The sequence below is a fragment of the Micromonospora sp. GCM10011541 genome (assembly GCF_042650725.1).
In the GTDB taxonomy this organism is placed as follows: domain Bacteria; phylum Actinomycetota; class Actinomycetes; order Mycobacteriales; family Micromonosporaceae; genus Micromonospora; species Micromonospora sicca.
Genome location: NZ_JBHSBP010000098.1, coordinates 1 through 24,209, shown reverse-complemented (window position 1 = coordinate 24,209; position 24,209 = coordinate 1). Strand labels below are relative to the sequence as shown.

Here is a 24,209-nt window from a genome sequence, read left to right as displayed (position 1 = left end):
CGCCGGCGTGGTCCTCGGTGGGCCGCGCCGGCGCGTCGGGGCTCAGCGCGGAAGACTAAAGCGGATCCAGTCCAACCCGTGGCTGGTGATCAAGACATGGTCGGCGGCGGGATCCGACAGGTCGTCGCGCTCGAAGAACCAGGCCCGGCCCGGCGCCACCCCGGCAGCCCCCTCGAGCTGGCGGTCCTTGCGCACCGTTCCGAAGTGCCGTCCGCCGTCCTGGCTCACCAACAGCTCCGGAATCAGGTCCGGCGAGCTGGAGCCGGTCCGGGCGACCAGCAGCGATCCGTCCGAGCCGAGTGTGATCTGCGGGTTCTCCTGGCTCGCTCGTAGGTCCGTCCCGGTGTCGGCCCAGGTGCGCCCGCCGTCCCTGGTCCGGAGCAGCGTCGCCACACCGGTCGGCGCCATCGACCCGGCCGGTGGCGGCGGCTCGATCAGCAGGTACGCCTCCCGGTCGTCGACCCCGACCGCCGCCACCACGTTCGTCCGGACCTCCGGTCGCCAGGTGGTCCAACTCGCCCCCCGGCCGGCGCTGCGGGCCACAACCATGGGTTGGTCGACCTCCCCCGGCCAATAGGTCACCCACACCGTCCCGTCCGGGGTCGGGTAGATGCTGTATGGCGGGTACGGCGACGGCGGCTTCCCGGAGAGCCGATACACCGTGGACCCATCCACCGCCAGCGGCTCCCGTACCGCGCCGCAGCCCTGCTGGGGCCAACGCGTGGCGCTGCCCTTCGGGCAGGTCGCGCAGGGCGGCCAGCAGGGCGAGGTGCTCGGGTGACCGGTCGGCGACGGCGGGCGGCGGACCGATGCACCGCAGCAGGGTGTGGAGCAGCCGGCCCCGCCGGTGCCGGCTGCGGGCGACGTTCACCGCCACCCGGCGCAGCCACGCCTCCGGGTTCTCTAAGCCGGCGAAGCGCCGGGGCGCGGCCAGCGCGCGGGTGAACGCCTCCTGCACCGCCTCCTGCGCCTCGTTCAGGTCTCCGGTCACCGCGTACAGCTGGACGACCAGCCGGCGGAAACAGCCGGCGTACAACTCGGAGATCAGCTCGCCGTCGGACACCGTCACCTCCCCTCTCCACCACTTCCACTCACGGGCGGGCCGGAAGGTTCCGGGGCAGGTTCAGAAGATGTCGGCGACGGGCAGGACGAGCGGGAACGGGCCGTCCGTCCGGTAGACCTCCGGCGCGGAGATCACCTGGGACTCCCGGTAGCCCGTGCCCACGTGCTCCAGCACGGTCAGGGTCTGCTTGCGCGGCTCGACCAGCCAGTAGCGCGGGATGCCGGCCACGCCGTACTCGTGGCGCTTGAGCACCAGGTCACGACCGGCGTTGCCGGGCGAGACGACCTCGACCACGAGAAGCACGTCGGCCGGAGCGAGCGCCGGACCGCCCCGGCCCAGGGCGTCCTCCCGGGCCACGAAGAGATCGGGGACGAAGTATGACGACCGTTTCGCGCTGACCCCGATGTCCTGCCCGACGAGCAGGCCGGACGGGGCCTGACGGTCGAGGAGCCGGCGGAGGCGGTTGGCGACCGCACCGTGGAAGACGTCCGCGTGGGGGGACACGAGCAGGCTCCCGTCGAAGATCTCGTAGTCCTGGCCGTCCTCGGGGAGGTCCTGGAGGTCGTCCACCGTCCAGGGCTCGCGCCCGCTCGGCCGAGCCGGGCTGGTCACTGTCACACCTCCTCTCTACCGGCTCACCCTGACATCCCGCCCCGTCGTCCACAACGAGCCTCCGCCCATCCACCGGGTTATCCACAGGAGTGAGGCGTTCTCCACAGGTTGTTCACAAGGCGAGCCACCGATCTCCACGGCCGGTCCCTACAGTCTGACGCCATGAAGGAACGCCGGGTACTGGTGGTCGAGGACGAACGAACCATCGCCGAGTCGGTCGCCGCCCGCCTCCGTGCGGAGGGCTTCACGGTGGACATCGCCGGGGACGGCCCGAGCGCGGTCGATCGGTTCCGAGCCGGGCAGCACGATCTCGTCGTCCTCGACGTGATGCTGCCCGGCTTCGACGGGCTGGAGGTGTGCCGACGGATCCAGGCCGACCGCCCGGTGCCGGTGCTGATGCTCACCGCCCGGGACGACGAGACCGACCTGCTGGTCGGGTTGGCGGTCGGCGCGGACGACTACCTGACCAAGCCGTTCTCCATGCGCGAGCTGGCGGCCCGGGTGCACGTGCTGCTGCGCCGGGTGGAGCGGGCGACGACCGCCCCGCCGACCACCCTGCGACTGGGCGACATCGAGATCAGCCCGGCGGAGCGGCGGGTGGTCAAGGCCGGCGCCGAGGTGCACCTGACCCCCACCGAGTTCGACCTGCTGGTGCACCTGGCCGGCCGGCCGCGCACGGTGCTGCCCCGGGAACGGCTGCTCGCCGACGTGTGGGGTTGGGCCGACGGTGCCGGCACCCGTACGGTCGACAGCCACGTCAAGGCGCTGCGCCGCAAGCTCGGCGCGGACCTCATCCGGACGGTGCACGGCGTCGGGTACGCGCTGGAGGTGTCCGCGTGACCGGCCGGGTGGTGGACCGGTTGAACAGCGTGCTGCCCCGACCGCTCGACCCGGTCCGCTCGATCAAGATGAAGCTCGGCGTCCTGCTGGTCGCCTCCTGGGCGGTCGCCGTCGGCTACTTCTGGTACGGGGTCGGCTGGCTCCCGCCGGGCACGGCGCTGACCGCCATCGGCATCGCCCTGCTGACCGCCCAGGTGCTCGCCCACGGCATGACCTCCCCGCTGCGCGAGATGACCACCGCCGCCGGGGCGATGGCCCGGGGCGACTACACCCGCCGGGTGCGGGCCACCTCGCGGGACGAGGTGGGCGAGCTGGCCCACGCGTTCAACAAGATGGCCGCCGACCTGGCCGCCGCCGACCAGCGCCGGCGCGAGCTGATCGCGAACGTCTCACACGAGTTGCGTACGCCGATCAGCGCCCTCCAGGGCGTGCTGGAGAACCTGGTCGACGGGGTCGCCACCCCGGAGCCGGCGGCGCTGCGCACCGCGCTCACCCAGACCGAACGGCTCGGGCACCTCGTCGCCGACCTGCTCGACCTGTCCCGGCTCGACGCCGGTGTGGTGCCACTGCGCCGGGTCCGGATGGATGTCGCCGACTTCCTCGACGAGGCGGTGGAGCACGCCGCCGCGACGGCCACCGGCACCGGGCAGGACGTCCATTTCCGACTCCGGCCGCTGGCCGCCCCGCTGACCGTGCGCGCCGACCCGTGGCGGCTGCACCAGGTCTTCGCCAATCTGCTCGACAACGCCGCCCGGCACAGCCCGCCCGGCGGGACCGTGCTCGTCGCCGCCGAGGAGCGGGCCGGGCAGCTGCACGTCGAGGTCAGCGACGAGGGCGAGGGCATCCCGGCGGCGGAACGCTCTCGGGTGTTCGAACGGTTCACCCGGGGCGAGCGGGCCGCCGGCGGCGGCACCGGGCTGGGTCTGGCCATCGCCCGCTGGGTGGTCGAACTGCACGGCGGCTCCATCCGGGTGGCCGACCCGCCCACCGCCGCGCCCGGCACTCGCCCCGGCTGCCGGATCGAGGTCACCCTGCCCCGTACCGAACCCGTCCGAGAAGAGGCCGCATGACCACCGCACCCCCGCCGCGCCCGCCCGTGGACCCTCGGCTGGTGCTGCCCGGCCCGGCGCCCCAGCCGTCCGCGTGGGAACGGCGCTGGCCGGGAGCCACCGGAGCCGTCCGGCCGGTGGTGCTCGGGGCGGTGGCGGTGGCCGCCGGGGTGAGCGCGTCCGTGGTACCGCTGGACCGACCCGGCCTGGGTTGGCTGGTGGCCGCCGTCGCCGGGGCCGCCGCCCTCGGCACGGCCGCCCGGCCCGACGCCACGGGGGCGCCGGGCCGGGCGGCCCGGCTGGCCTGGGCGGTCGCCACCGTCGCCCTGGTCGGGGTCGGCACGGTACGCGCCGCCGGCTGGCTCTTCGCGCTCTGCCTGCTGGCCGCGTTCGGCACCGCCTCGCTCGCCGTGGCGGGCGGGCGTACGCCGCTGGGCCTGCTGACCGCCGGGATACTGCCGCCGATCGCCACCCTGCGGGCACTGCCCTGGGCGGCCCGGGGGCTGCCCCGGACCCGGCCGGGCGGCCCGGGCGTCGGGCGGAGCCTGGCCAGCATCGGGATCACCGTTGCGCTGCTCCTGCTGTTCGGGCTGCTCTTCTCCTCGGCCGACGCGGTCTTCGCCGACCTGGTGGCCGAGGCGCTGCCGGACGTCTCGACCCCGGGAGTGTTCGGCTGGGTGTTCCGCCTGCTGCTGGTGGGCGCGGTGCTGCTCGGTGGGGCGTACCTGCTGGCCGCGCCGCCCGACCTGGAGCTGCGGACCGGGCCGGCCCGGGCGGTCCGCCAGCTGGAGTGGGTGCTGCCCCTGGCCCTGCTCGACGCGCTCTTCACCGCGTTCGTCCTGGTGCAGCTCGCCGTGCTGTTCGGCGGTTCCGCCCACGTGCTGCGCACGGCCGGGCTGACCTACGCCGAGTACGCCCGGGGCGGCTTCTGGCAACTGCTCGCGGTCTCCGCGCTGACCCTCCTGGTGATCGCCGGCGCGATGCGCTGGGCGCCCCGGCGGACCCGGGCGGACCGGGTGCTGATCCGGCTGCTGGTCGGCGGACTGACCGCGCTGAGCCTGGTGGTCGTGGCGTCGGCGCTGTACCGGATGCGGGTCTACACCGACGCGTACGGGGCGACCCGGCTGCGCCTGATGGTGGCGACGGCGGAGCTCTGCCTCGGGCTGCTCTTCGTGCTGGTCGGGGTGGCCACGGTCCGGCTCCGGAGCGGGTGGCTGCCCCGGCTGGCGCTGGGCGCGGCCGTGGTCGCCCTGCTCGGGCTCGCGGTGGTCAACCCGGATCGGCTGATCGCGGACTGGAACGTCGACCGGTGGCAGCGCATCGACCGGCTGGACGTGGACTACCTGTCCGGGCTCTCGGCGGACGCCGTACCGGCGCTGGACCGGCTGCCCGAGCCGATGCGCTCCTGCGCGTTGCGGGAGATCGCCGCCCAGCTCCCCGAGGACGGGTGGCGGGCCGCGAACGTGGGCCGGGCGCAGGCCCGGGCGGTGCTCGGCCCGGATCCGGCCGAGGCCGGCGCGACTGCGTGCCCTTGACATTCCCGCTGAGCAGGCAAGACTGCCGGGGATGACCGGTCCGGGGGAGCACGACGGCCCGGGGCGGCCCGCCGCGGCCGTCCCGGTGCCGGCCCCGCGCGTCGCCGAGCCGCCCCGGCGGACCCGGATCGTGCTGGCCGAGGTGTCCCGCCGGGACGACCGGTCCGGGCGGACCCGCGCCGAGCTTGCGGAGCAGACCCGGGTCGGCGAGGCGCTGGTCCGGGGCCTGGTCCGGGCCCAGCTCGCGCTGGCGGTGCGGCTGAGCCTGGTGGTGCTGATCGCCCTCGGCGGGCTGCCCTGGCTCTTCGCCATCGCGCCCTCGGTCGGCCGGGTCACGGTGCTCGGCGTCAACCTGCCGTGGCTGCTGCTCGGGGTGGCCTCGTTCCCGTTCCTGATCGGCGTCGGCTGGGCGTACGTGCGGCTGGCCGAGCGGAACGAGCAGGACTTCACCGACCTGGTCCAGCGGCCGGAGCGCTGAGGTGGGCAACGGCTTCGTCGTCCCGGCGATCGTGGCGGTCACCCTGGTGACGGTCGGGATCGGCTTCTACGGGCTGCGGCTGGCCCGGACCACCTCCGACTTCCTGGTCGCCTCCCGGGCGATCAGCCCGACCTGGAACGCCGCCGCGATCGGCGGGGAGTACCTGTCGGCGGCGAGTTTCCTGGGCGTGGCCGGGCTGGTCCTGAAGTACGGCGTGGACGTGCTCTGGTATCCGGTGGGTTTCGCCGCCGGCTACCTGGCGTTGCTGCTCTTCGTGGCGGCTCCGCTGCGCCGTTCCGGGGCGTTCACCCTGCCCGACTTCTGCGAGGTGCGGCTCGGGTCCCGCCGGCTGCGGAAACTGGCCACCGTCTTCGTGATCTTCATCGGCTGGCTCTACCTGGTGCCGCAGTTGCAGGGCGCCGGGCTGACCCTGGCCACGGTGGCCGGCTCGCCCTACCCGGTGGGGGCGCTGCTGGTCGCGGTGGTGGTCACCGCGAACGTGGCGCTCGGCGGGATGCGGGCGATCACCTTCGTCCAGGCGTTCCAGTACTGGCTGAAGTTGACCGCGCTGGCCGTACCGGCGATCTTCCTGGCGTTGCAGTGGCAGGCCGACGCCCGCCCGGCGGTGGCCCCGCCCGACGGGCCGGCGTTCCGGACCGCGACCACCGTCGTGGTCGAGCACCGCGCGACCCTCACCCTCGCCGACGGCGACATCCGGGAGGTACGCCCCGGCGACCGGCTGGCCTTCGCGGCCGGCGACCCGGTGCCGGAGGTCTCCGGCACGGCCACCGATGCGGCGGACTGGCTGCTGCCGGACACCGCCGGGGACGACGACCGGGGGCTGTTCGCGACGTACTCGCTGATCCTGGCCACCTTCCTCGGCACCATGGGCCTGCCGCACGTGCTGGTGCGCTTCTACACCAACCCGGACGGCGCGGCGGCCCGCCGCACCACGCTGGTGGTGCTCGCCCTGGTCGGCGCCTTCTACCTGCTGCCCACGATCTACGGCGTGCTGGGCCGGATCTACACGCCGCAGCTGCTGGTGACCGGCCAGACCGACGCGGTGGTGGTGCTGCTGCCCGGGGCGGCGCTCGGCGACGGCCTGACCGGGCGGCTGCTCGCCGCGCTGGTCGCCGCCGGGGCGTTCGCCGCCTTCCTCTCCACCTCGTCCGGGCTGCTCACCAGCGTCGCCGGGGTGATCTCCACGGACGTGCTCGGGCGCGGTTCGGTACGCGGCTTCCGGCTGGCCACGGTGATCGCCGGCGGAGTGCCGGCGGTGCTCGCGCTGAACGTCTCCGGGCTGGACGTCTCCCAGGTGGTCGGGCTGGCCTTCGCGGTGGCCGCGTCCAGCTTCTGCCCGCTGCTGGTGCTGGGCATCTGGTGGCGGGGGCTGACCGACCTCGGCGCGGCGGCCGGGGTGCTGGTGGGCGGCGGCGCGGCGATCGGGGCGGTGCTGGTCACCGTCCTCGGCCCACCGCTGAGCGGCTGGCCGGCCACGCTGACCACCCAGCCGGCGGCGTGGACCGTGCCGCTGGCCTTCACGGTGATGGTGGCGGTGTCGCTGGCCACCCGGCGCCGGCTCCCCGCCGACGTCGGCGCCACCATGCTGCGCCTGCACGCCCCCGAAGCGCTGCGCCTCTGAGCCGGGGGGCCTCCGAGCCGGGGCGCCTCCGATCGGGCAGGGCCCACACCTCACCCGACGGCGTCGACCTCGGGCGTCAGGTCGTCGTGATCCTCCCGGATCTCGTCGGGCGCCGGGGGGCGGTGACGCCCGACGAGATCCGGTCCGCGTCAGGGCGCCTGGATCAGGCCGACCACGTTGCCGTCCGCGTCGCGTACGGAGGCGACCAGCTTGCCGCCGCCGACGTCCTTGACCGTCTGCACCTTCTCCGCCCCGGCATCGAGGAGCTCCTTCAGGCTCCCCTCGATGTCGTCCACGTGCCAGTACGCCACCGGCCCGGTCATCCCCTGGCCGTAGCCGTTCGGGTCCAGGCCGACGTCCTGCCCGCCCAGGGCGTACCCGACGTAGTACGGCTGGTCCACAACCGGCTCGACGCCCAGCAGCCGGCCGTACAGCGCCTTCGCCCGCTCCAGATCGCGGACCGGGTAGATGATCGTCTTCATGCCTGACGTCACGCGTCGCTCCTCCACTCGCGGTATCACCTCGGACCACTCCGGTCCGTCACACTGCTGACCGACGGCGGGGAGGAAAGGTAACGGCGGACGAGCAGAACTGGCTCACGGAGCGGTTCGAGGAACACACCCGCAGTCGATCCCCTGCCCGGGTAGGAGATCGAGGTCGTCCCGTGGCGGGAGAGATCACTGGCGGCGGCGGACTAACGTCGGGACATGACCCAAGAGCACCCCGCGCTCGCGTTGCGCGGCCTGGCCAAGCGGTTCGACACGAAGGTCGCGGTCGCCGGGGTCGACCTGGACGTCCCGGCCGGCTCCTTCTACGGGCTGCTCGGCCCGAACGGCGCGGGCAAGACGACGACCCTCTCCATGGCCGTCGGCCTGCTGCGGCCCGACGCCGGCCAGGCCCGGGTGCTCGGGTACGACGTCTGGGCCGACCCGGTCCGGGCCAAGGGCCTGCTCGGCGTGATGCCGGACGGCGTACGGCTGTTCGACCGGCTCAGCGGGGCGGAGCTGCTGGCGTACCACGGTCTGCTGCGCGGCATGGACCCGGCGGTGGTCGAGCAGCGGGCGGCGGAGCTGCTCGACGTGCTGGCGCTCACCGACGCCGGCCGGACCCTGGTGGTGGACTACTCGGCCGGCATGAAGAAGAAGATCGGCCTGGCCTGCGCCCTGCTGCACGGCCCCCGGCTGCTGGTGCTGGACGAGCCGTTCGAGGCGGTCGACCCGGTGTCGGCCGCGCTGATCCGCGACATCCTGCACCGGTACGTCACCGGCGGCGGCACGGTGGTCTTCTCCAGCCACGTGATGGAGGTCGTCGAGCGGCTCTGCTCGCACGTGGCGATCCTCGCCGACGGGACCATCAAGCGGGTCGGCACGCTCGGCCAGGTGCGCGGGGACCGGTCCCTGGAGGAGGTCTTCGTCGAGGTGGTCGGCGGGCGGACCGCGACGGGCGAGGAGCTGTCGTGGCTGTCCCGGTGACCGGGCCGGCCGCGCCGGCCGGGCCGGCCCGGCGGGTCGCCGCCCCGCACTTCGTCCGGCTCAAGCTGCGGGTGCTCGGCAACAACTTCCACGGCCAGGGCTGGCGGATCGCCCTCTTCGTGGTCGGCGTGCTGGTCGGTCTCTGGTTCGCCACCGGCGGCTTCTTCGCGCTGGCGGCACCCGGCCTGGCCGGCGAGCCCCGGTACGCGCTGCTGACCGCCGCCTTCGGCGGGGGCCTGCTGGTGCTCGGCTGGCTGCTGCTGCCGCTGGTCTTCTTCGGCGTGGACGAGACGCTCGACCCGGCCCGGTTCGCGCTGCTGCCGCTGACCCGCCGCACCCTGGTCACCGGCCTGTTCGCGGCCGCCCTGGTCAGCGTGCCGGTGCTGACCACGCTGGTGGCGGTGTCCGGGCTGGTGGTCACCGCCGGCGCGTTGGGCGGCTGGCCGGCCGGCCTGGTCGCGGTCGCCGGGGTGGCCGCCGGGCTGCTGCTCTGCGTGGCGGCGGCCCGCGCGGTGACCAGCGCCTTCGCCACCATGCTCCGGTCCCGCCGGGTACGTGACCTGGCCGCCGTGCTGCTGGCGGTGGTCGCCGCCCTGCTCGGGCCGCTGCAGATCGCGGTGCTGGCGGCGGTCCGCCAGGCCGACTGGGACCGGCTGACCGGGGTGGCCCGGGTGATCGGCTGGACCCCGTTCGGGGCGCCGTGGACCGCCGGCATCGACGTGGCCGAGGGGCGGGTGTGGGCCGGCCCGGTGAAGCTGCTGATCACCGTGCTGACCATCGGGGCGCTGCTGCTGTGGTGGTCGCGGTCGCTGGAGTCGGCGATGGTCGGCGCGGCCAGCGCCGGTCCCGCCCGGGACCGACGGGGCCCCGCCGGCGGGGCGGTCGCCCAGCTCTTCCCGCGTGCCGTCGGCTGGGCCCGGCGGAACCGGTTCGGCGCGCTGGTCGCCCGGGAGTGCCGCTACTGGTGGCGGGACGCCCGGCGACGGGCCAACCTGATCACCATCGCGGTGGTCGGCGTCTTCGTGCCGGTGATGGTCAACCTCGGCGGCTCCCGGCTCGCCACCGACGGCGGGCAGGCGTTCGGCGAGGCCACCGCCGACTCCTCGCCGGTCCTGGTCAGCCTCTCGATGCTCTTCGTCGGGGTGCTCGCCTCGGTGACCCTGGCCAACCAGTTCGGCTTCGACGGCAGCGCGTACGCGGCGAACGTGGTGGCCGGCGTGCCGGGGCGGCTGGAGCTGCGGGCCCGGATGACGGCGTTCTCCCTCTACGTGGTGCCGATCCTGGGCGTGGTCGCGGTCGTCCTCGCCACGCTGCTCGGACACCCGGCCTGGCTGGGCGTGATGGCCGGGGCGCTGCTCGCCGCGTACGGCAGCGGACTGGCGATCAACGCGTTCGTCTCGGTGCTCGGCGCGTACGCGCTGCCGGAGACGAGCAACCCGTTCGCGATGAACACCGGCGCCGGGGTGGCGAAGAGCTTCCTCACCCTGCTGTCCATGGTCGCCCCCGCGGCCGCGGCGGTGCCGATGGTGGTGGCCGCGGCGCTGCTCGGCGACCTGTGGCTCTGGCTGGCCCTGCCGGTCGGCGTGGCCCACGGGCTGGGGGCCGCGCTGCTCGGCTCCTACCTGGCCGGGGACGTGCTGGACCGCCGCCAGCCGGAGCTGCTCGCCGCTGTCACGCCCCGCCGATGACGGCCAGGCGGTGATGGTGGCGGCGAACCCGGCCGGGGTTGCCACCGCAACTACACGCCGACCTCGGCGAGTTCGCACACCATGAGGGTGCGCGGACTCGGCCAATGGGGTATGGACGGACACTGCGAGCTACTACTTCCTGGTCGACTTCTCCTGAGCAGGCGTTGACGCGGCGGGCCGTCCCGGATGGGGCGGCCCGCCCTCCTGTCTCCGGTCGGATGTTGCGGGTTGTCAACCCGGGCCGGCTGGGCTGACCCGGCGCAGACGTGGCGGGCGAACGGCGGCCGCTGGTGATCGGGGCCCAGGCGGGTCGTGGCGGGGAGGCACCCACTCCTGCGAGCGTTATGCCTCTCAGGCACAAATATGCCTCTGCGTCATCACGCTCATCCGAATGCTCCCCATTCCCGGTTGAGACGCCGGAGCGGTCGCGAGTGGTCGCCGAGCAGATCTTGGGACGCAAATGGCCCCTGGAGGGGCCGTTGTGGCGGTGCCGGGCGTGCGGGGCGCACCGCCATGCCAGCCGGCGCGGCTCGCCCGGCCCGCCGACCTGCACGACCGCTTCCTCGGCTGGGCGCGGGCCCGGGGCGGCACAATGTTTCACGTGAATCATGAGCCGGGTGCCGAGATCCACCACACCGACCCGTTCGCCGTGCCGGCCGGGCAGCGTTCACCGGTACGCCGGCTGCGCGGGCGGCTCGCCGCCCCGGTCACCCTCTGGACGGCACCGGGGCCGGCCGGGCTGACGGTGTCGTCCACCCTGGTCGCCGAGGGCGAACCGGACCGGCTGCTCGGGTTGATCGACGCGGAGTCGGACCTGTGGGCCGCGGTCGAGGAGGCCGGCCGCTTCGCGGTCTGCCCGCTGGGCCCGCCGCACCGGCAGCTCGCCGACCGGTTCGCCGGCCTCTTCCCGTCCCCCGGCGGCCTCTTCGCCACCGGCTCGTGGCTCGACACCCCCTACGGCCCGGTCCCCGCCGACGGCGGCGGGTGGGCCGGCTGCCGGCTCGACAGCGCCCGGGAGTACGGCTGGGGGCTGCTGGTCGAGGCCGTCATCGAGGCGGTCGACCTGGTCGAGGAGACCGCCCCACTGCTGCACTACCGGGGCCGGTACCGCGAACTGACCGACTGAGCGGCGACCGGTCAACGGAGTGACCTGGGTCACTCGGCGCAGCCGGACCACCGTTCGGCGCAACCGTCGACCGACGCCGATCTCGGCCTTCCCCGGCGGGGAGCGCGCTCCTTACCGTGCGCGAAACTCCCCACGCCTGTGAAGGTGGTGATCCACAGATGTCCACGGACACACCCGCGTCCGCGCCGGCCGAATCCGCCGCGGAGCGGTACCTCGCCGTACAACGGTCGGACGAGTTCGCCGGGTTGCGGCGCGCCCTGCGCGGCTTCGTCTTCCCGATGACCGTCGCGTTCTTCCTGTGGTACGCGCTCTACGTCATCCTCTCCGCCTACGCGCGGGGCTTCATGGGCGCGAAGCTCATCGGCAACATCAACGTCGCCCTCGTCTTCGGCCTGCTCCAGTTCGTCTCGACGTTCGTCATCGCCTGGCTCTACTCCCGGTTCGCCGACCGGCGGATCGACCCGGTCGCCGACCGGATCCGCGCCGAGATCGGGGAGGTGACCCATGAACACGGTCCTCGCGGCTGAGGCGGGCAGCACGACCGCCCGCAACCTCACCATCACGCTCTTCCTGATCTTCGTGGCGATCACGCTGGCCATCACCGTGTGGGCCAGCCGACAGACCAAGACGGCCACCGACTTCTACGCCGGCGGTCGCTCCTTCTCCGGCTTCCAGAACGGCATGGCGATCGGCGGCGACTACATGTCGGCCGCGTCCTTCCTGGGCATCGCCGGGATCATCGCCCTCTACGGCTACGACGGCTTCCTCTATTCCATCGGCTTCCTGGTGGCCTGGCTGGTGGCGCTGCTGCTCGTCGCCGAACTGCTGCGCAACTCCGGCCGGTACACGATGGCCGACGTGCTGGCGTTCCGGATGCGCCAGCGCCCGGTCCGCACGGCTGCCGCGGTCTCCACCATCACGGTGTCGATCTTCTACCTGCTGGCCCAGATGGTCGGCGCGGGCGCGCTGGTCGCGCTGCTGCTCGGCATCAAGCCGGGCACCACCTTCCTCGGCATGGACGCCGGCACCGCCAAGGTCGCGACCATCATCATGGTCGGCGCCCTGATGATCATCTACGTCACCGTGGGCGGCATGAAGGGCACCACGTACGTCCAGATCGTCAAGGCGTTCCTGCTGATGACCGGCGCGATCGTGATGACCCTGCTGGTGCTGGCGAAGTACAAGTTCAACCTGTCCTCGCTGCTCGGCGACGCGGCTTCCGCCTCCGGCAAGGGTTCGGCCTTCCTGGAACCCGGGCTGCGGTACGGCGTGGAGGCGCCCGGCGACGCGTTGAAGACCTTCTACAGCAAGATGGACCTGCTCTCGCTCGGCATCGCGCTGGTCCTCGGCACCGCCGGTCTGCCGCACATCCTGATCCGCTTCTACACCGTGCCGACCGCCAAGGCGGCCCGGAAGAGCGTGCTCTGGGCGATCGGCATCATCGGCACCTTCTACCTGCTCACCCTGGCTCTCGGCTTCGGCGCCGCGGCGCTGGTCGGCGGGCAGGCGATCACCGCGCAGGACAAGGCCGGCAACACCGCCGCGCCGCAGCTGGCCGAGGCGCTGGGCCGGGACTTCTTCGGCGGCAGCCTGGGCGGCGCGACCCTGCTGGCGATCATCGCGGCGGTCGCCTTCGCCACCATCCTGGCCGTGGTCGCCGGGCTCACCCTGGCCTCCTCGTCCAGCCTGGCGCACGACTTCTACGCCAACGTGATCAAGCGTGGGGACGCCTCCGAGCGGCAGGAGGTCACCGTCGCGCGGGTCTCCGCCCTGGTCATCGGCGCGATCGCCATCGCCCTGTCGATCTACGCGCAGAGCCTGAACGTGGCGTTCCTGGTGGCGCTGGCCTTCGCGGTCGCCGCCTCCGGCAACCTGCCGGCGATCCTCTACAGCCTGTTCTGGAAGCGGTTCAACACCTCGGGCGCGGTCTGGGCGATCTACGGCGGGCTGCTCGCCGCCGTGGTGCTGGTCTTCTTCTCCCCGGTGGTCTCCGGGGCGCCGACGGCCATGTTCCCCAAGCACGACTGGCACTGGTTCCCGCTGTCCAACCCGGGCCTCATCTCGATCCCGTTCGGCTTCCTCTGCGGCTGGATCGGCACCGTGCTCTCCAAGGAGCACGACGAGGACAAGTACGCGGAACTGGAGGTGCGGGCCCTCACCGGCGCGGGCGCCCACTGACGCTCGGACCGAACGAGGGGCCCCGCCGCGCCGGCGGGGCCCCTCGCCCTATGCCGCACCGCGCCCGAAAGGCACGCTGAGTAGGCTGGCCGGCATGAAGGTAGAGCCCCGCTTCGGACCCGGACACCGAATCCTCGTCACCGGCGGCGCCGGCTTCGTGCCGTCCCACCTGGTCGACGCCCTCATCGCCCGCGGCTGCACCGTCGTGGTGCTGGACAACTTCGTCACGGGTGCCAAGGACAACGTCGCCCACCTGTTCGAGAAGCCGACCTTCACCCTGGTCGAGGCGGACATCTCCGAGGGGCTGCCGACCGACCACCCGGCGCTGGCCGAGCGGTTCGACGCGATCCTGCACATGGCCTCCCCGGCCAGCCCCACCGACTTCGAGAAGCTGCCGGTGGAGATCCTGCGGGTCGGCTCGGTGGCCACCCTGCACCTGCTGGAGCGGGCCACCGCCGACGGCGCCCGGTTCCTGATGGCCTCCACCTCCGAGGCGTACGGGGACCCGAAGGAGCACCCGCAGCCCGAGACGTACTGGGGCAACGTCAACCCGATCGGCGTCCGCAGCGTCTACGACGAGGCGAAGCGCTTCTCGGAGGCGGCCACCATGGCGTACCACCGCAGCCGGGGCACGGACACCGCGATCGTCCGGATCTTCAACACGTACGGCCCGCGGATGCGCCCGGACGACGGCCGGGCGATCCCGACCTTCATTTCGCAGGCGCTGCGCGGCGAGCCGATCACCGTGCACGGCACCGGCAACCAGACCCGCTCGATCTGCTACGTCGACGACCTGGTGCGCGGGATCCTGCTGCTGCTCGACTCCACCGAGACGGGCCCGATCAACTGCGGCACCGAGCACGAGATGTCGATGCGGCAACTCGCCGAACTGATCGTGTCACTCTCCGGAAGCAGCTCCGAGGTGAGCTACATCACACGCAGTGCGGACGACCCGGAGATGCGCCGGCCGGACCTCACCCTCGCCTGGGAACAGCTCGGATACGAGCCGACTGTGGCGCCCGAAGACGGCCTCGGACGCACGATCGAGTACTTCCGCGAGCGGTTAGGGTACTGATCCCGCCTGGGCGGACGCTGACACCCGCGCTCGCCTGAGAGCGGTACTGGCTCGACCGACCTACCCTCGGTTACATGTCAGCGACCACCACAGTTGGCGTCCCGCTCCCGTACCTGCTTCGGAGCGCGGGCCGTGCCCAGGTCCCCGGCTCCGGCCGGGCCCCCGCCGGGCGCGCCCGCGCCACCGAGGCCCAGTGGTACCCGTCGTACGACGAGCAGCCACCTCCCGGCGGTCCCGGCGGGCCGGGCGGACCCTCCGGTCCGGGTGGCCCGGGCGGCGGCGCCGGCGGGCCGGGACGGCGCGGCCCGCGCCCGCGCTGGGGCCGGATCGGCCTGGTGGCCGGCGTCGCGGTACTGGTGCTCGCGCTGCTCGGCGGCGCGGGTGCGTGGTTCTACGCCCGCAACCTCAACAACGACCTGGCCCGCACCGACCCCTTCTCGGAGATCACCGGCGGCCGGCCCACCAAGACGGTCGACGGCGCGCTGAACATCCTGCTGGTCGGCAGCGACTCCCGGGACCCGGACGCGCCGGTGGAGAGCGCCGGGAAGTGGCGGGCGGACACGCTGATCGTGATGCACATCCCGGCCGACCACAAGCAGGCCTACCTGGTCTCCGTCCCGCGCGACCTCTACGTGCGGATCCCCGAGAACGCGGGCGCGTCCTGCGACTCCGGCCAGCGCGCGAAGGTCAACGCGGCGTTCGCGTTCGGTGGCCTGCCGCTCGCGGTGAAGACGGTGGAGTGCTTCAGCGACGTGCGGATCGACCACGTCATGGCGATCGACTTCGCCGGCTTCAAGGAGGTCACCGACGCGCTCGGCGGGGTGGACCTGAAGGTGGAGCGGACGATCACGTCGATCCACAAGCCGTACCGGACGTTCACCAAGGGGGTGAACCACATGGACGGCGCGGAGGCGCTCGACTGGATCCGGCAGCGCAAGCAGTTCCCCGAGGGGGACTTCGCCCGGATGCGCCACCAGCAGGAATTCCTCAAGGCGCTGATGGACAAGGCGGCGAGCACCGGCACATTGACCAACCCGAAGAAGCTGAACGCTTTCCTCACGTCGGTGACCGACGCGGCCACCGTCGACCAGGGATTCTCGCTGGTCGACATGGCGATGCAGTTCCGCAGCCTGCGCGGCGAGAACCTCACCTTCATCACCAGCCCGAACGTGGGCAGCCAGACGATCAACGGCGAGTCGGTGGTGGTCTCCGACCGGGAGAAGGCCCTCGCGATGTACCAGGCGATGTCGGCGGACACCATGGCCGACTGGGTGCAGGCCAACCAGCAGAGCGGCGGTGCGGGGAACGGCGGCTGACGCCCCCTCCGAAACACTCGACCGGTCGGCGTCAAGGCTCGTCCACGGCGAGCCAACCGCCGACCGGTTCTTTTCAATTGGCCGTTCGGCCGAACCAGTGGATCGAGTGCCGGGATTGGCGGGAATAGTTCCCCCAGGAGGTCGCAAGAACGGGAACGGGTACGTACAGTGGTCGAGCCCCCCGATCATCGAGCTGGAGCACGCATGCCGGTTCAGACCAGCCGTCGCCCTCAGTCACTGGATCCCGGAGCACCCGGCCGGGTGCCGCCCCTCATCCCGACCCAGCCCGGCCCCGGCGGCCGCGGCAACGGCGGGTCCAAGAAGCGCACCCGTCGGAAGGACCCGCTCTGGGCCCGACTCACGGTGATCTTCGGCGCGGTGCTGATGATGACCAGCGGCCTCGCCATCGTCGGCAGCAAGGCCGTGATCGGCCAGGCGACCGGCAACATCGCCCAGCGCAACCTGCTCGGCGAGGCCGGCAAGACCGACGCCGAGGGCGGCAGCAGCCTGGACGGCCCGATCGACATGCTGCTGCTCGGCGTCGACGCCCGGGCCCGCTGGGCCGCCGACGACGTGCGCTCGGACAGCATCATCATCCTGCACATCCCGGCCACCCACGACCAGGCGTACCTGATCTCGATCCCCCGGGACACCGAGGCGCAGATCCCGCCCTTCGAGAAGAGCGGTTACCAGGGCGGCACCGACAAGATCAACGCGGCCTTCCAGGCGGGCGCCCGCAACGGCGGCGGCTGGGAGGGCGGCGCCCAGCTGATGGCCAAGACCATCAAGAAGATGACCGGGATCAGCTTCGACGGCGCCGCGATCATCAACTTTGGTGGCTTCAAGAGCGTCATCGACGCCCTCGGCACGGTCCGGATCTGCGTCAGCCACGAGGTCAAGTCCCACCACATGATGATGGTCGACGGCAAGCCGATGTGGAACGCCGACGCCAAGAAGACCGGCAAGCCGATGACCCCGGTGGTGCACAAGAAGGGCTGCAAGGAGATGGAGGGCTGGGAGGCGCTCGACTACGCCCGCCAGCGCTACGGCCTGCCGAAGGGCGACTACGACCGTCAGCAGAACCAGCAGCAGCTGATCAAGGCGATGGCGAAGAAGGCGACCCAGAGCGGCACGCTGACCAACCCGATCAAGCTGAACCAGCTGATCAACGCGGCCGGCAAGGCGTTGGTCCTGGACACCGGCAACGTGCCGATCGACGACTTCATCTACACGATGAAGGGCGTCAGCGGCAACGACCTCACCACGCTGCGCACCAACGGCGGCACCTTCAATGGCAACGCCGACCACAGAGAGGTGCTCAACCAGCTCACCATGGACATGTTCCAGGCGGTCAAGGACGACAAGCTCGCCGAGTTCGTGGTGGCCAACCCGAGCGTCCTCTCCACCCGTAGTTGACCCGGTGACCCGGCGGTAGCTGCGCCGAAAGCGGCCGCCGCCGGGAGCCCGGCCCGTAGCCTGACGTGAGAAGGTCTCATGTCACGGCTGCGGGAGGGGCGTCACGTCCAGGCCAGCACGGACCAGACGCGGGCGGGCCGGACGAGGCGCCCGCCTCCCCCGGTTCCTGCTCGGCAGTGGCCTCGCCCTGGTCCTGCTCGCCACGCTCGCCGTGGCCGGACTGCACTGGCTGAGCAACCGGTACGACCGCGCCGTGATCAAGGAGCAGTTGCTCGACCCCGCCGCCCGACAGCGGCGGACCGACCTCTCCGGCGCGCTCAACTACCTCCTCGTCGGCTCCGACCACCGCGCCGGCGCCAACGCCGAGGACCAGCGCTCGGACAGCATCCTCATCGTGCACGTGCCGGCCGGCGTGCGGCAGGCGTACCTGATCTCGATCCCCCGGGACCTGCTGGTCGCCATCCCGCCCGCACCCGGCTACGGCGGCGGCCAGGACAAGATCAATGCCGCGTACGAGCACGGCGGCGGCGGTCAGGCCGGCGCCCGGCTGCTCTCGGCCACCCTGACCCGGCTCACCGGGATCCACTTCGACGGGGCGGCGCTGATCGACTTCTCCGGGTTCAAGGAGGTCATCGACCTGCTCGGCGGCATCCGGATGTGCGTCGACACCGAGGTCCGCTCGATCCACACCGGGACCCTCTTCACCCCCGGCTGCCAGCAGATGGGCGGGGCCCGGACGCTGGACTACGTCCGGCAGCGCTACGACCTGCCCGGCGGCGACTACGACCGGCAGCGGCACCAGCAGCAGATGCTCCGCGCCGTGCTGGACAAGGCCGGCGAGACGCACCTGCGCAGCGACCCGGTGAAGCTCGACCAGGTGCTCCGGGCGGTGGGCGGCTCGCTGACCGTGGACACCAACGGCGTACCGCTGGAGGACCTGCTGCTCGCGTTCCGGTCGCTGCCCGCGGACGCGCTGCACGGGGTCCAGGTCCCGTCGTACCCGCAGACCATCGACGAGATCTCCTACGTGGTGCTCGACAACGGCGGCGACGGGCTCTTCGACGCGGTCCGGGGCACCCGGCTGCCCGAGTGGGCTGGGGCCAATCCCCGCTGGGTCAACCGGCTGTGACCGGACCGGCCCGACTAGGCTTGGTAGCCGTGTTCGGACCCCAGGTTCCCAGCGTGCCCGCGTCGGCCGTGCCCGACGACACCTACCTGCTCGACGTCCGGGAGGACGACGAGTGGACCGCCGGCCACGCGCCGGCCGCCCACCACCTGCCGATGATGGAGCTGCCCGCCCGGCTGGCCGAGGTGCCTAACGACCGGGAGGTCGCGGTGATCTGCCGCTCCGGCGGGCGGTCCGCGCAGGTCGTCGCGTACCTGATGCGCAACGGCTGGGACCAGGTGCGCAACGTCGAGGGCGGGATGGGTGACTGGGCCGCCGCCGGCCGGCCGGTGGTCACCGACGACGGGCAGCCGGGCCGGGTCGTCTAGGGACCGACCGGCATGGGCGACCCCCTGGTCTTCGCGCACCGCGGCTCCTCGTACGACCTGCCCGAGCACACCCTCGCCGCCTACCTGCGCGCCCTCGACGAGGGCGCCGACGGCCTGGAGTGCGACGTCCGGCTGACCCGGGACGGGCACCTGGTCTGCGTGCACGACCGCCGGCTGGACCGGACCAGCAACGGCCACGGGCTGGTCAGCGCGCGCACGTTGGCCGAGCTGGAGATGCTCGACTTCGGCTCCTGGCACCCGGGCGGGATCCCGGCCGACGGCGACGAGCGGCTCGACGAGTCGCACACCCGGCTGCTCACCCTGGAGCGGCTGCTCGACGCCGTGCTGGCCGCCGGCCGGCCGGTCCGGCTGCTGGTGGAGACGAAGCACCCCTCGCGGTTCGGCCGGGACGTGGAACGGCGACTGGTCACCCTGCTGCGCCGGTACGGCCTCGCCGACCCGAAGCCGGACGACCCGGTACGGGTCACCGTGATGTCCTTCTCCCCGCTGGCCGTGCGCCGGATCCGCGACCTCGCCCCCGCCCTGCCCACCGTGCTGCTGCTGGAGGTGCTGCCGCGCTGGCTGCGGCTGGGCCGGCTGCCGTTCGGCACCCGGATCGCCGGCCCGGGCATCGGCCTGGTACGGGCCCGGCCGCAGCTCGTGCCCGCGCTGCGGGCGGCCGGCAACCAGGTGTACGTCTGGACGGTCAACGAGCCCGACGACCTGGAACTGGTCCTCGCCGCCGGGGTGGACGGGGTGATCACCGACCGCCCGGCCCGCGCGCTGGCCCGGCTCGGCCGCTGAGCCCCACCCCTCGCCCGGCCCCGGTCCATCACCGGAGGCGACGCGGGCGCCCCACGGGCACGGCCGGTCGGCCCGGCGGTCGGTGCGGGTCGGCCACGCGGGGGTGTCCCCGGACCGGTCGGCCGGGGCACACTCGGGACATGCCGGAGCGAACCGACTACGCCGCCCTCATCGCCGGCCACACCACGGTGATCAAGATGATCAACGCCGGGGACTCCGGGCTGCCCGTCCTCACCCGGCTGCTCCGGGTGGTTCAGCCGGCGATCGGCGCGGCCAGCCTGGCGTTCGTGGAGTTCGCCCCCACCGGCGGCCGGGTGATCGCGGCGACCGGCGACGCCGAGTGGGCCATCGGCCGCCCGCTGCCGGCCGCCGACCCGGCCACCGTCTGCCTCCTCTCCGGCCCCCCGCTACGCCAGGTGCGGGTGGACCGGATCCCGGGCGCGCTCGCCGACGAGCTGGCCGACCGGGGTCTGCTGCGGATGATCGTGGCCCGCGCCGAGATCGGCGGCCTGACCGTGGGCAGCCTGCACGCCCTCTACCCGGACGGCGACCCGGAGGACACCTCCCAGCACGCCGTCGTCGGCTACATCGCCTCCTGCATCGCGCACATGTACGGCGACCAGACCGGCTTGCCCGTGCACGGCGACGGCCCGGTGGTGGCGGCCCTCGCCGACGGGCTGGCGGTGGTGGACCGGGACCACCACATCCGGCTCTGGAACCCGGCCGCCGCCCAGGTCACCGGCCGCCCGGCCGGGGAGGCGCTGAGCCGTCCGCTGCCCTTCCCGCTGCCCCCGCCGGGGCAGGTGCTCGACCACCGGATGCCCGACGGCCGCTGGCTGCGGATCACCTCCGGGGAACTGCCCGGCCCCGGCGCGCTGCGGGTGGTCACGTTCCGCGACATCACCGACCAGCAGCGGCGCGACCACGACCGGGACCTCTTCGTCGCGGTGACCAGCCACGAGCTGCGTACCCCGGTCACCGTGATCAAGGGGTACGCGGACACCCTCACCGACCACTGGGAGTCGCTCCACGACGGCGACCGGCGACAGGCGGCCCGGATCATCGGGCAGCGGGCAAACGAGCTGGCCCGGCTCGTCGACCGGCTGCTCTCCGCGGCCACCGACAGCCGGCCCGGCGGCGAGCCGGCCGCCCCCTTCGACCTCGCCGACACCCTCCGCGCCGCGGTGCCCGACCTGCCGGCCGACGTCCGGCACCGGATCGTCCTCGACCTGCCGGACGACCTGCCCAAGGCGCTCGGTGACCGGCGCAGCCTGGCCACCGTGCTGACCGAGCTGAGCACCAACGCCGGGAAGTACTCGCTGCCCGACACCCCGATCGAGGTGAGCGCGTCGGCCTGCGACGGAACGGTCTCCTTCCGGGTCGCCGACCGGGGCATCGGCATCCGCCCCGAGCACGTGGAGCGGGCGTTCGACCGGTTCTGGCAGGGCGAGTCCGGCGACCGGCGGCGCTATCCGGGCGCCGGGCTCGGTCTCTATCTCGTCCGGCAGATCGTTGAACAGCAGAATGGATGGGTATCCCTCCGACCGAGGGTCGGTGGCGGTACCGTCGCAGAGGTGCGGCTGCCGCGGGGATGATCCCGGCACCGACGGGGGCGGAGAGGGACGACGGTGTCGACGGGTTCGGCCGAACGATCATGGTGCGTGGTGGTGCCCCACCACGCGACCGGCGCGCGCCTGGCCCGGCACCGGCTCGCCGACGAACTGGCCGACCTCGTCCGGCCGATCCTCCTCGCCGACCTGGTCGCGGTCCTCGCCGAGTTGGTCGGCAACGCCGTCCGGCACGCCGACCCGCTGCCCGGCGGGGTGGTCCGGGTGGCCTGGCGGCTGCGGTGGACGACCGAGGGGCAGCACGTCCAGCTCCGGGTCACCGACGGCGGCTCCGCCTCGGGCCCGCTGATGCGGGCGGCCAGCCCGGACGCGGCCGACGGGCGCGGGCTGCACATCGTCTCCGGTCTGGCCAGCCGCTGGGGGGTTGAGCGGGACGGCCTCGGCCAGAGCGTCTGGGCCGAGTTCGACCCGGTCGCGACGGCCCGGCCGGACCTGGTCGCGGCCGGCTGAGCCGGCCCCCGGGGCGGGTCGCGCCCACCCCGCGCCCGCCCGGCATCTAGGCTGTCTCGCCGTGAGCAAGCGTCGAAAGAGCCAGCGGGCCACCGAAGCCACCCCCAAGCGGGAGAAGGTGCGCGACGTCTTCGTGCCCCGCCCGTTCGAGGGGCTGGTGGACGAGCCGGAGTGGATCGCCCTGCGTGAGCTGGTCCCGGCCGCCTCCGCGCCGCTGCGGCTGACCCCCGAGCTGGTCGAGGAGTACGGCGACCGACCGGTCACCCTGGCCACCGTGCTGCCGATGGCCGCCCCGGCGATGACCAAGCCGGACGGGCGGGTCTTCGTCGGCCTCCAGCGGCACCAGCAGTCCGGCGACGTCTCCCGGGACCTGGCCGAGGCGCTGCTCTGCGCGCTGCGGACCGAGCCGGGCGGCGAGGTCACCGTCCCCCCGCTGCCCGGTCCGGGGCCCCGCCTCCAGGACATCCTGGTGGACGGTCCGCTGGAGATCACCATGCACGAGGGCTTCGAGTTCTGGCTCGACCCGGGTGCGGCCGACGACCCGACCGTGCAGGCGTCCCTGGAACGCGCCAACGCGGCGGTCTACCCGACCGTCCGGCTGGCCGCCGCCCGGGCCGCGTACTGGTGCCAGGTGCCGGAGAAGGCCCACGTGCGCTGGGTGCTGCCGGACGACGAGGACGCCGCCCTGGACGCGCTGTCCCGGCTGAGCGTGGCCGGCACGCTGACCCTCGGGGAGCACACTCGCTTCGCCGGCATGTTCCGGGCGCACGGCCGGCTGGTGCCGGTGTGGGACCTGCCCGAGGCGACCCCGGCGACCGAGTGGGAGGCGCCGGTCGCCGCCTTCGCCGACCGGTACGCCGAGGCGCTCAAGGAGACCGAGCCGCTGGACGCGGCGGGCCGGCGGGCCCGGCACGGTCTGGTCGGCCGGCAGCTCACCCTCCGCTGACCCGAACGTCGCGACGGGCCCGCCGGACGCCTCGCGTCGGGCGGGCCCGAGTCGCTCGGCGACCGGCCGGGGTCAGCGCCGCAGCGGCTCGCGGACCAGCGGGCAGGACATGCAGCGCGGACCGCCCCGGCCGGAGCCGAGCTCCGAGCCGGCGATCGCGATCACCTCGATGCCGGCCCGCTCCAACTGGGCGTTGGTCTCCACGTTCCGCTCGTAGCCGACGCAGAGCCGGGGGGCGAGGGCGAGGGTGTTGTTCCCGTCGTCCCACTGCTCCCGCTCGGCGGTCACCGGGTCCAGACCGGTGTCGATGACCCGGAGCTGGTCCAGGTCCATCGCGTCGGCGGCGGCGCGCAGGAACGGCGCCGGCCCGCCCACCCGCGGCTCGTCGCCGTCCGCGCCGGCGATCACCGTGTACGCCGACAGGGTGCTGGCGATGTTCGGGTACATCAGCACGGCGTCCACGTCGACCATCGTGCAGACGGTGTCCAGGTGCATGGTGGCCCGTTCCTGCGCGATCGGCACCACCAGGATGGTGTGCGCCAGGCCGGCGGCGAAGACCTGCCGGGCGAGCCGTTCCGCGCCGGCCGGGGTGGTCCGCTCGCCCACCCCGACGGCGAGCACCCCCGGCGCCAGCAGCAGCACGTCGCCGCCCTCCAGGTGCTCCAGCTCCGGATGGTAGACGAACTCGGTGCCGACGAAGCGCGGGTGGTACCGGTAGATGGCGTCGGTCAGCGTGGTCTCCCGCCGCCGGGCGGGCATCGCCAGGCTGGTCACCCCGACCCGGTCGCCGATCCACACCGAGGAGTCCCGGGTGAACAGCAGGTTGGGCAGCGGGTCGATGACGAAGTCGTGCCGGTCCATCAGCGTCCAGACCAGGCCGCCGGGGCGGTCCCGGCCCAGCCGCAGCTCCTCGTGGGCGAGCCCGGCGATGAACACGTCGGCGAGGGCGGCCGGGTCGAGGTAGGCGAGATGATCGGCGATCCGGCGGCGGAGGGTGTCGCCGAGCCGGGGCGAACGCAGCACCAGTCCGGTGAGTTCGGCCCGGGCGTCGGCGACGGCGAGCGTCTCGGCCAGCAGGGTGGCCAGGTAGAGCACCTCGACTCCGCGACCGCGCAGGGCGGCGGCGAACGCGTCGTGCTCCTCCTGTGCCCGGCCCACCCATGGGATAGCGTCGAAGAGCAACGAGTCGTTGTTGCGGGGGGTGAGCCGGGCGAGTTCCGGTCCCGGGCGGTGCAGCAGCACCGTGCCGAGCCGGGCCACCTCGCTGTCCACGTAGTGGGTCACCTTCGCAGCGTAGGACAGGGGTTCGGCACCATCCGGAAAAGAAGTGTGAATGAGCCTTTCCGCGCAACGGTGTGAGTACGTCGGGTAGCTGCCCTGATGATCGGTGTAGACAC

The 24,209-nt window shown here is 73.2% G+C and carries 24 protein-coding genes and 1 pseudogene; 20 read left to right on the top strand and 5 right to left on the bottom strand.

Features of this window, described 5'->3' with window-relative positions; genetic code table 11:
- Window positions 1-42: 42 nt before the first annotated feature.
- Complete coding sequence (locus tag ACFOYX_RS31965) at window positions 43-549, bottom strand: hypothetical protein (RefSeq protein ID WP_322442643.1); 507 nt, start codon at window positions 547-549, stop codon at window positions 43-45.
- Window positions 550-610: 61 nt separating this feature from the next.
- Here ACFOYX_RS31965 and ACFOYX_RS31960 point away from each other — a divergent pair, with 61 nt between their 5' ends.
- Complete coding sequence (locus ACFOYX_RS31960) at window positions 611-781, top strand: hypothetical protein (RefSeq protein WP_322442644.1); 171 nt, start codon at window positions 611-613, stop codon at window positions 779-781.
- 69 nt (window positions 782-850) lie between these two features.
- On the opposite strand, the pseudogene ACFOYX_RS31955 reads toward ACFOYX_RS31960, so the two are convergent.
- Window positions 851-1,063, bottom strand: a pseudogene (locus tag ACFOYX_RS31955) (RNA polymerase sigma factor); the annotation flags it as partial.
- 60 nt (window positions 1,064-1,123) lie between these two features.
- The gene (locus tag ACFOYX_RS31950) at window positions 1,124-1,675 is read right to left on the bottom strand and encodes a Uma2 family endonuclease (protein ID WP_322442632.1); all 552 of its coding nucleotides are present in this window, start codon (window positions 1,673-1,675) and stop codon (window positions 1,124-1,126) included.
- A 162-nt stretch (window positions 1,676-1,837) separates the two neighbouring features.
- Between ACFOYX_RS31950 and ACFOYX_RS31945 the strand changes: the two genes are divergently transcribed.
- From ACFOYX_RS31945 to ACFOYX_RS31925, 5 genes are read left to right on the top strand one after another with little or no spacing between them, the layout of a single operon-like run.
- On the top strand, window positions 1,838-2,515 hold the full coding sequence (locus ACFOYX_RS31945) for a response regulator transcription factor (RefSeq protein WP_322442633.1): 678 nt from the start codon (window positions 1,838-1,840) through the stop codon (window positions 2,513-2,515).
- Window positions 2,512-3,585, top strand: a complete 1,074-nt coding sequence (locus ACFOYX_RS31940) for an ATP-binding protein (RefSeq protein WP_377534675.1) — start codon at window positions 2,512-2,514, stop codon at window positions 3,583-3,585. Before ACFOYX_RS31945 ends, ACFOYX_RS31940 begins: the two co-directional genes overlap by 4 nt.
- Entirely contained in the window at window positions 3,582-5,099 is a 1,518-nt protein-coding gene (locus ACFOYX_RS31935; RefSeq protein WP_322442634.1) for a DUF4173 domain-containing protein, read from the top strand. The genes ACFOYX_RS31940 and ACFOYX_RS31935 overlap by 4 nt, the downstream gene beginning before the upstream one ends.
- Before the next feature lie 31 nt (window positions 5,100-5,130).
- Entirely contained in the window at window positions 5,131-5,577 is a 447-nt protein-coding gene (locus ACFOYX_RS31930; protein ID WP_236648196.1) for a hypothetical protein, read from the top strand.
- A 1-nt stretch (window position 5,578) separates the two neighbouring features.
- Complete coding sequence (locus ACFOYX_RS31925) at window positions 5,579-7,219, top strand: cation acetate symporter (protein ID WP_322442635.1); 1,641 nt, start codon at window positions 5,579-5,581, stop codon at window positions 7,217-7,219.
- A gap of 149 nt (window positions 7,220-7,368) precedes the next feature.
- Here the strand turns inward: ACFOYX_RS31925 and ACFOYX_RS31920 are convergent, their stop codons facing one another.
- Complete coding sequence (locus ACFOYX_RS31920) at window positions 7,369-7,713, bottom strand: VOC family protein (protein ID WP_109803793.1); 345 nt, start codon at window positions 7,711-7,713, stop codon at window positions 7,369-7,371.
- Between the two features lie 213 nt (window positions 7,714-7,926).
- Between ACFOYX_RS31920 and ACFOYX_RS31915 the strand changes: the two genes are divergently transcribed.
- The 14 genes from ACFOYX_RS31915 to ACFOYX_RS31850 all read left to right on the top strand — a co-directional run bounded on the left by ACFOYX_RS31915 (window position 7,927) and on the right by ACFOYX_RS31850 (window position 22,812).
- Window positions 7,927-8,691, top strand: a complete 765-nt coding sequence (locus ACFOYX_RS31915; protein ID WP_109803792.1) for an ABC transporter ATP-binding protein — start codon at window positions 7,927-7,929, stop codon at window positions 8,689-8,691.
- Complete coding sequence (locus ACFOYX_RS31910; RefSeq protein ID WP_322442636.1) at window positions 8,676-10,379, top strand: ABC transporter permease; 1,704 nt, start codon at window positions 8,676-8,678, stop codon at window positions 10,377-10,379. Before ACFOYX_RS31915 ends, ACFOYX_RS31910 begins: the two co-directional genes overlap by 16 nt.
- Before the next feature lie 496 nt (window positions 10,380-10,875).
- On the top strand, window positions 10,876-11,505 hold the full coding sequence (locus ACFOYX_RS31905) for a flavin reductase family protein (protein WP_322475121.1): 630 nt from the start codon (window positions 10,876-10,878) through the stop codon (window positions 11,503-11,505).
- Window positions 11,506-11,663: 158 nt separating this feature from the next.
- Window positions 11,664-12,032, top strand: coding sequence for a DUF485 domain-containing protein (locus tag ACFOYX_RS31900; protein ID WP_109803791.1), 369 nt, complete (start codon window positions 11,664-11,666; stop codon window positions 12,030-12,032).
- Window positions 12,010-13,683, top strand: a complete 1,674-nt coding sequence (locus ACFOYX_RS31895; RefSeq protein ID WP_109803790.1) for a cation acetate symporter — start codon at window positions 12,010-12,012, stop codon at window positions 13,681-13,683. The genes ACFOYX_RS31900 and ACFOYX_RS31895 overlap by 23 nt, the downstream gene beginning before the upstream one ends.
- Before the next feature lie 94 nt (window positions 13,684-13,777).
- Window positions 13,778-14,758, top strand: coding sequence for an NAD-dependent epimerase/dehydratase family protein (locus ACFOYX_RS31890; RefSeq protein WP_322442637.1), 981 nt, complete (start codon window positions 13,778-13,780; stop codon window positions 14,756-14,758).
- A gap of 74 nt (window positions 14,759-14,832) precedes the next feature.
- A complete protein-coding gene (locus ACFOYX_RS31885; RefSeq protein WP_109803788.1) occupies window positions 14,833-16,074 on the top strand; it encodes an LCP family protein in 1,242 nt (413 codons plus the stop codon).
- 204 nt (window positions 16,075-16,278) lie between these two features.
- Entirely contained in the window at window positions 16,279-17,490 is a 1,212-nt protein-coding gene (locus ACFOYX_RS31880) for an LCP family protein (protein WP_109803787.1), read from the top strand.
- 211 nt (window positions 17,491-17,701) lie between these two features.
- Window positions 17,702-18,619 (top strand): LCP family protein, encoded by a 918-nt coding sequence (locus tag ACFOYX_RS31875; protein WP_201749829.1) that lies wholly within the window; start codon window positions 17,702-17,704, stop codon window positions 18,617-18,619.
- Window positions 18,620-18,648: 29 nt separating this feature from the next.
- Entirely contained in the window at window positions 18,649-18,984 is a 336-nt protein-coding gene (locus tag ACFOYX_RS31870; protein ID WP_109803786.1) for a rhodanese-like domain-containing protein, read from the top strand.
- A gap of 12 nt (window positions 18,985-18,996) precedes the next feature.
- The gene (locus tag ACFOYX_RS31865; protein ID WP_322442638.1) at window positions 18,997-19,788 is read left to right on the top strand and encodes a glycerophosphodiester phosphodiesterase family protein; all 792 of its coding nucleotides are present in this window, start codon (window positions 18,997-18,999) and stop codon (window positions 19,786-19,788) included.
- 140 nt (window positions 19,789-19,928) lie between these two features.
- Window positions 19,929-21,383 carry an ATP-binding protein gene (locus tag ACFOYX_RS31860; protein ID WP_109803784.1) on the top strand — a complete coding sequence of 485 codons (1,455 nt, stop codon included), beginning with the start codon at window positions 19,929-19,931 and terminating at the stop codon, window positions 21,381-21,383.
- 66 nt (window positions 21,384-21,449) lie between these two features.
- Window positions 21,450-21,866 (top strand): ATP-binding protein, encoded by a 417-nt coding sequence (locus ACFOYX_RS31855; RefSeq protein ID WP_201749828.1) that lies wholly within the window; start codon window positions 21,450-21,452, stop codon window positions 21,864-21,866.
- Window positions 21,867-21,927: 61 nt separating this feature from the next.
- On the top strand, window positions 21,928-22,812 hold the full coding sequence (locus ACFOYX_RS31850; protein ID WP_109803782.1) for a DUF5926 family protein: 885 nt from the start codon (window positions 21,928-21,930) through the stop codon (window positions 22,810-22,812).
- 72 nt (window positions 22,813-22,884) lie between these two features.
- On the opposite strand, the gene ACFOYX_RS31845 is transcribed toward ACFOYX_RS31850, so the two are convergent.
- The gene (locus tag ACFOYX_RS31845) at window positions 22,885-24,096 is read right to left on the bottom strand and encodes an arginine deiminase (RefSeq protein WP_322442639.1); all 1,212 of its coding nucleotides are present in this window, start codon (window positions 24,094-24,096) and stop codon (window positions 22,885-22,887) included.
- Window positions 24,097-24,209: the final 113 nt, after the last annotated feature.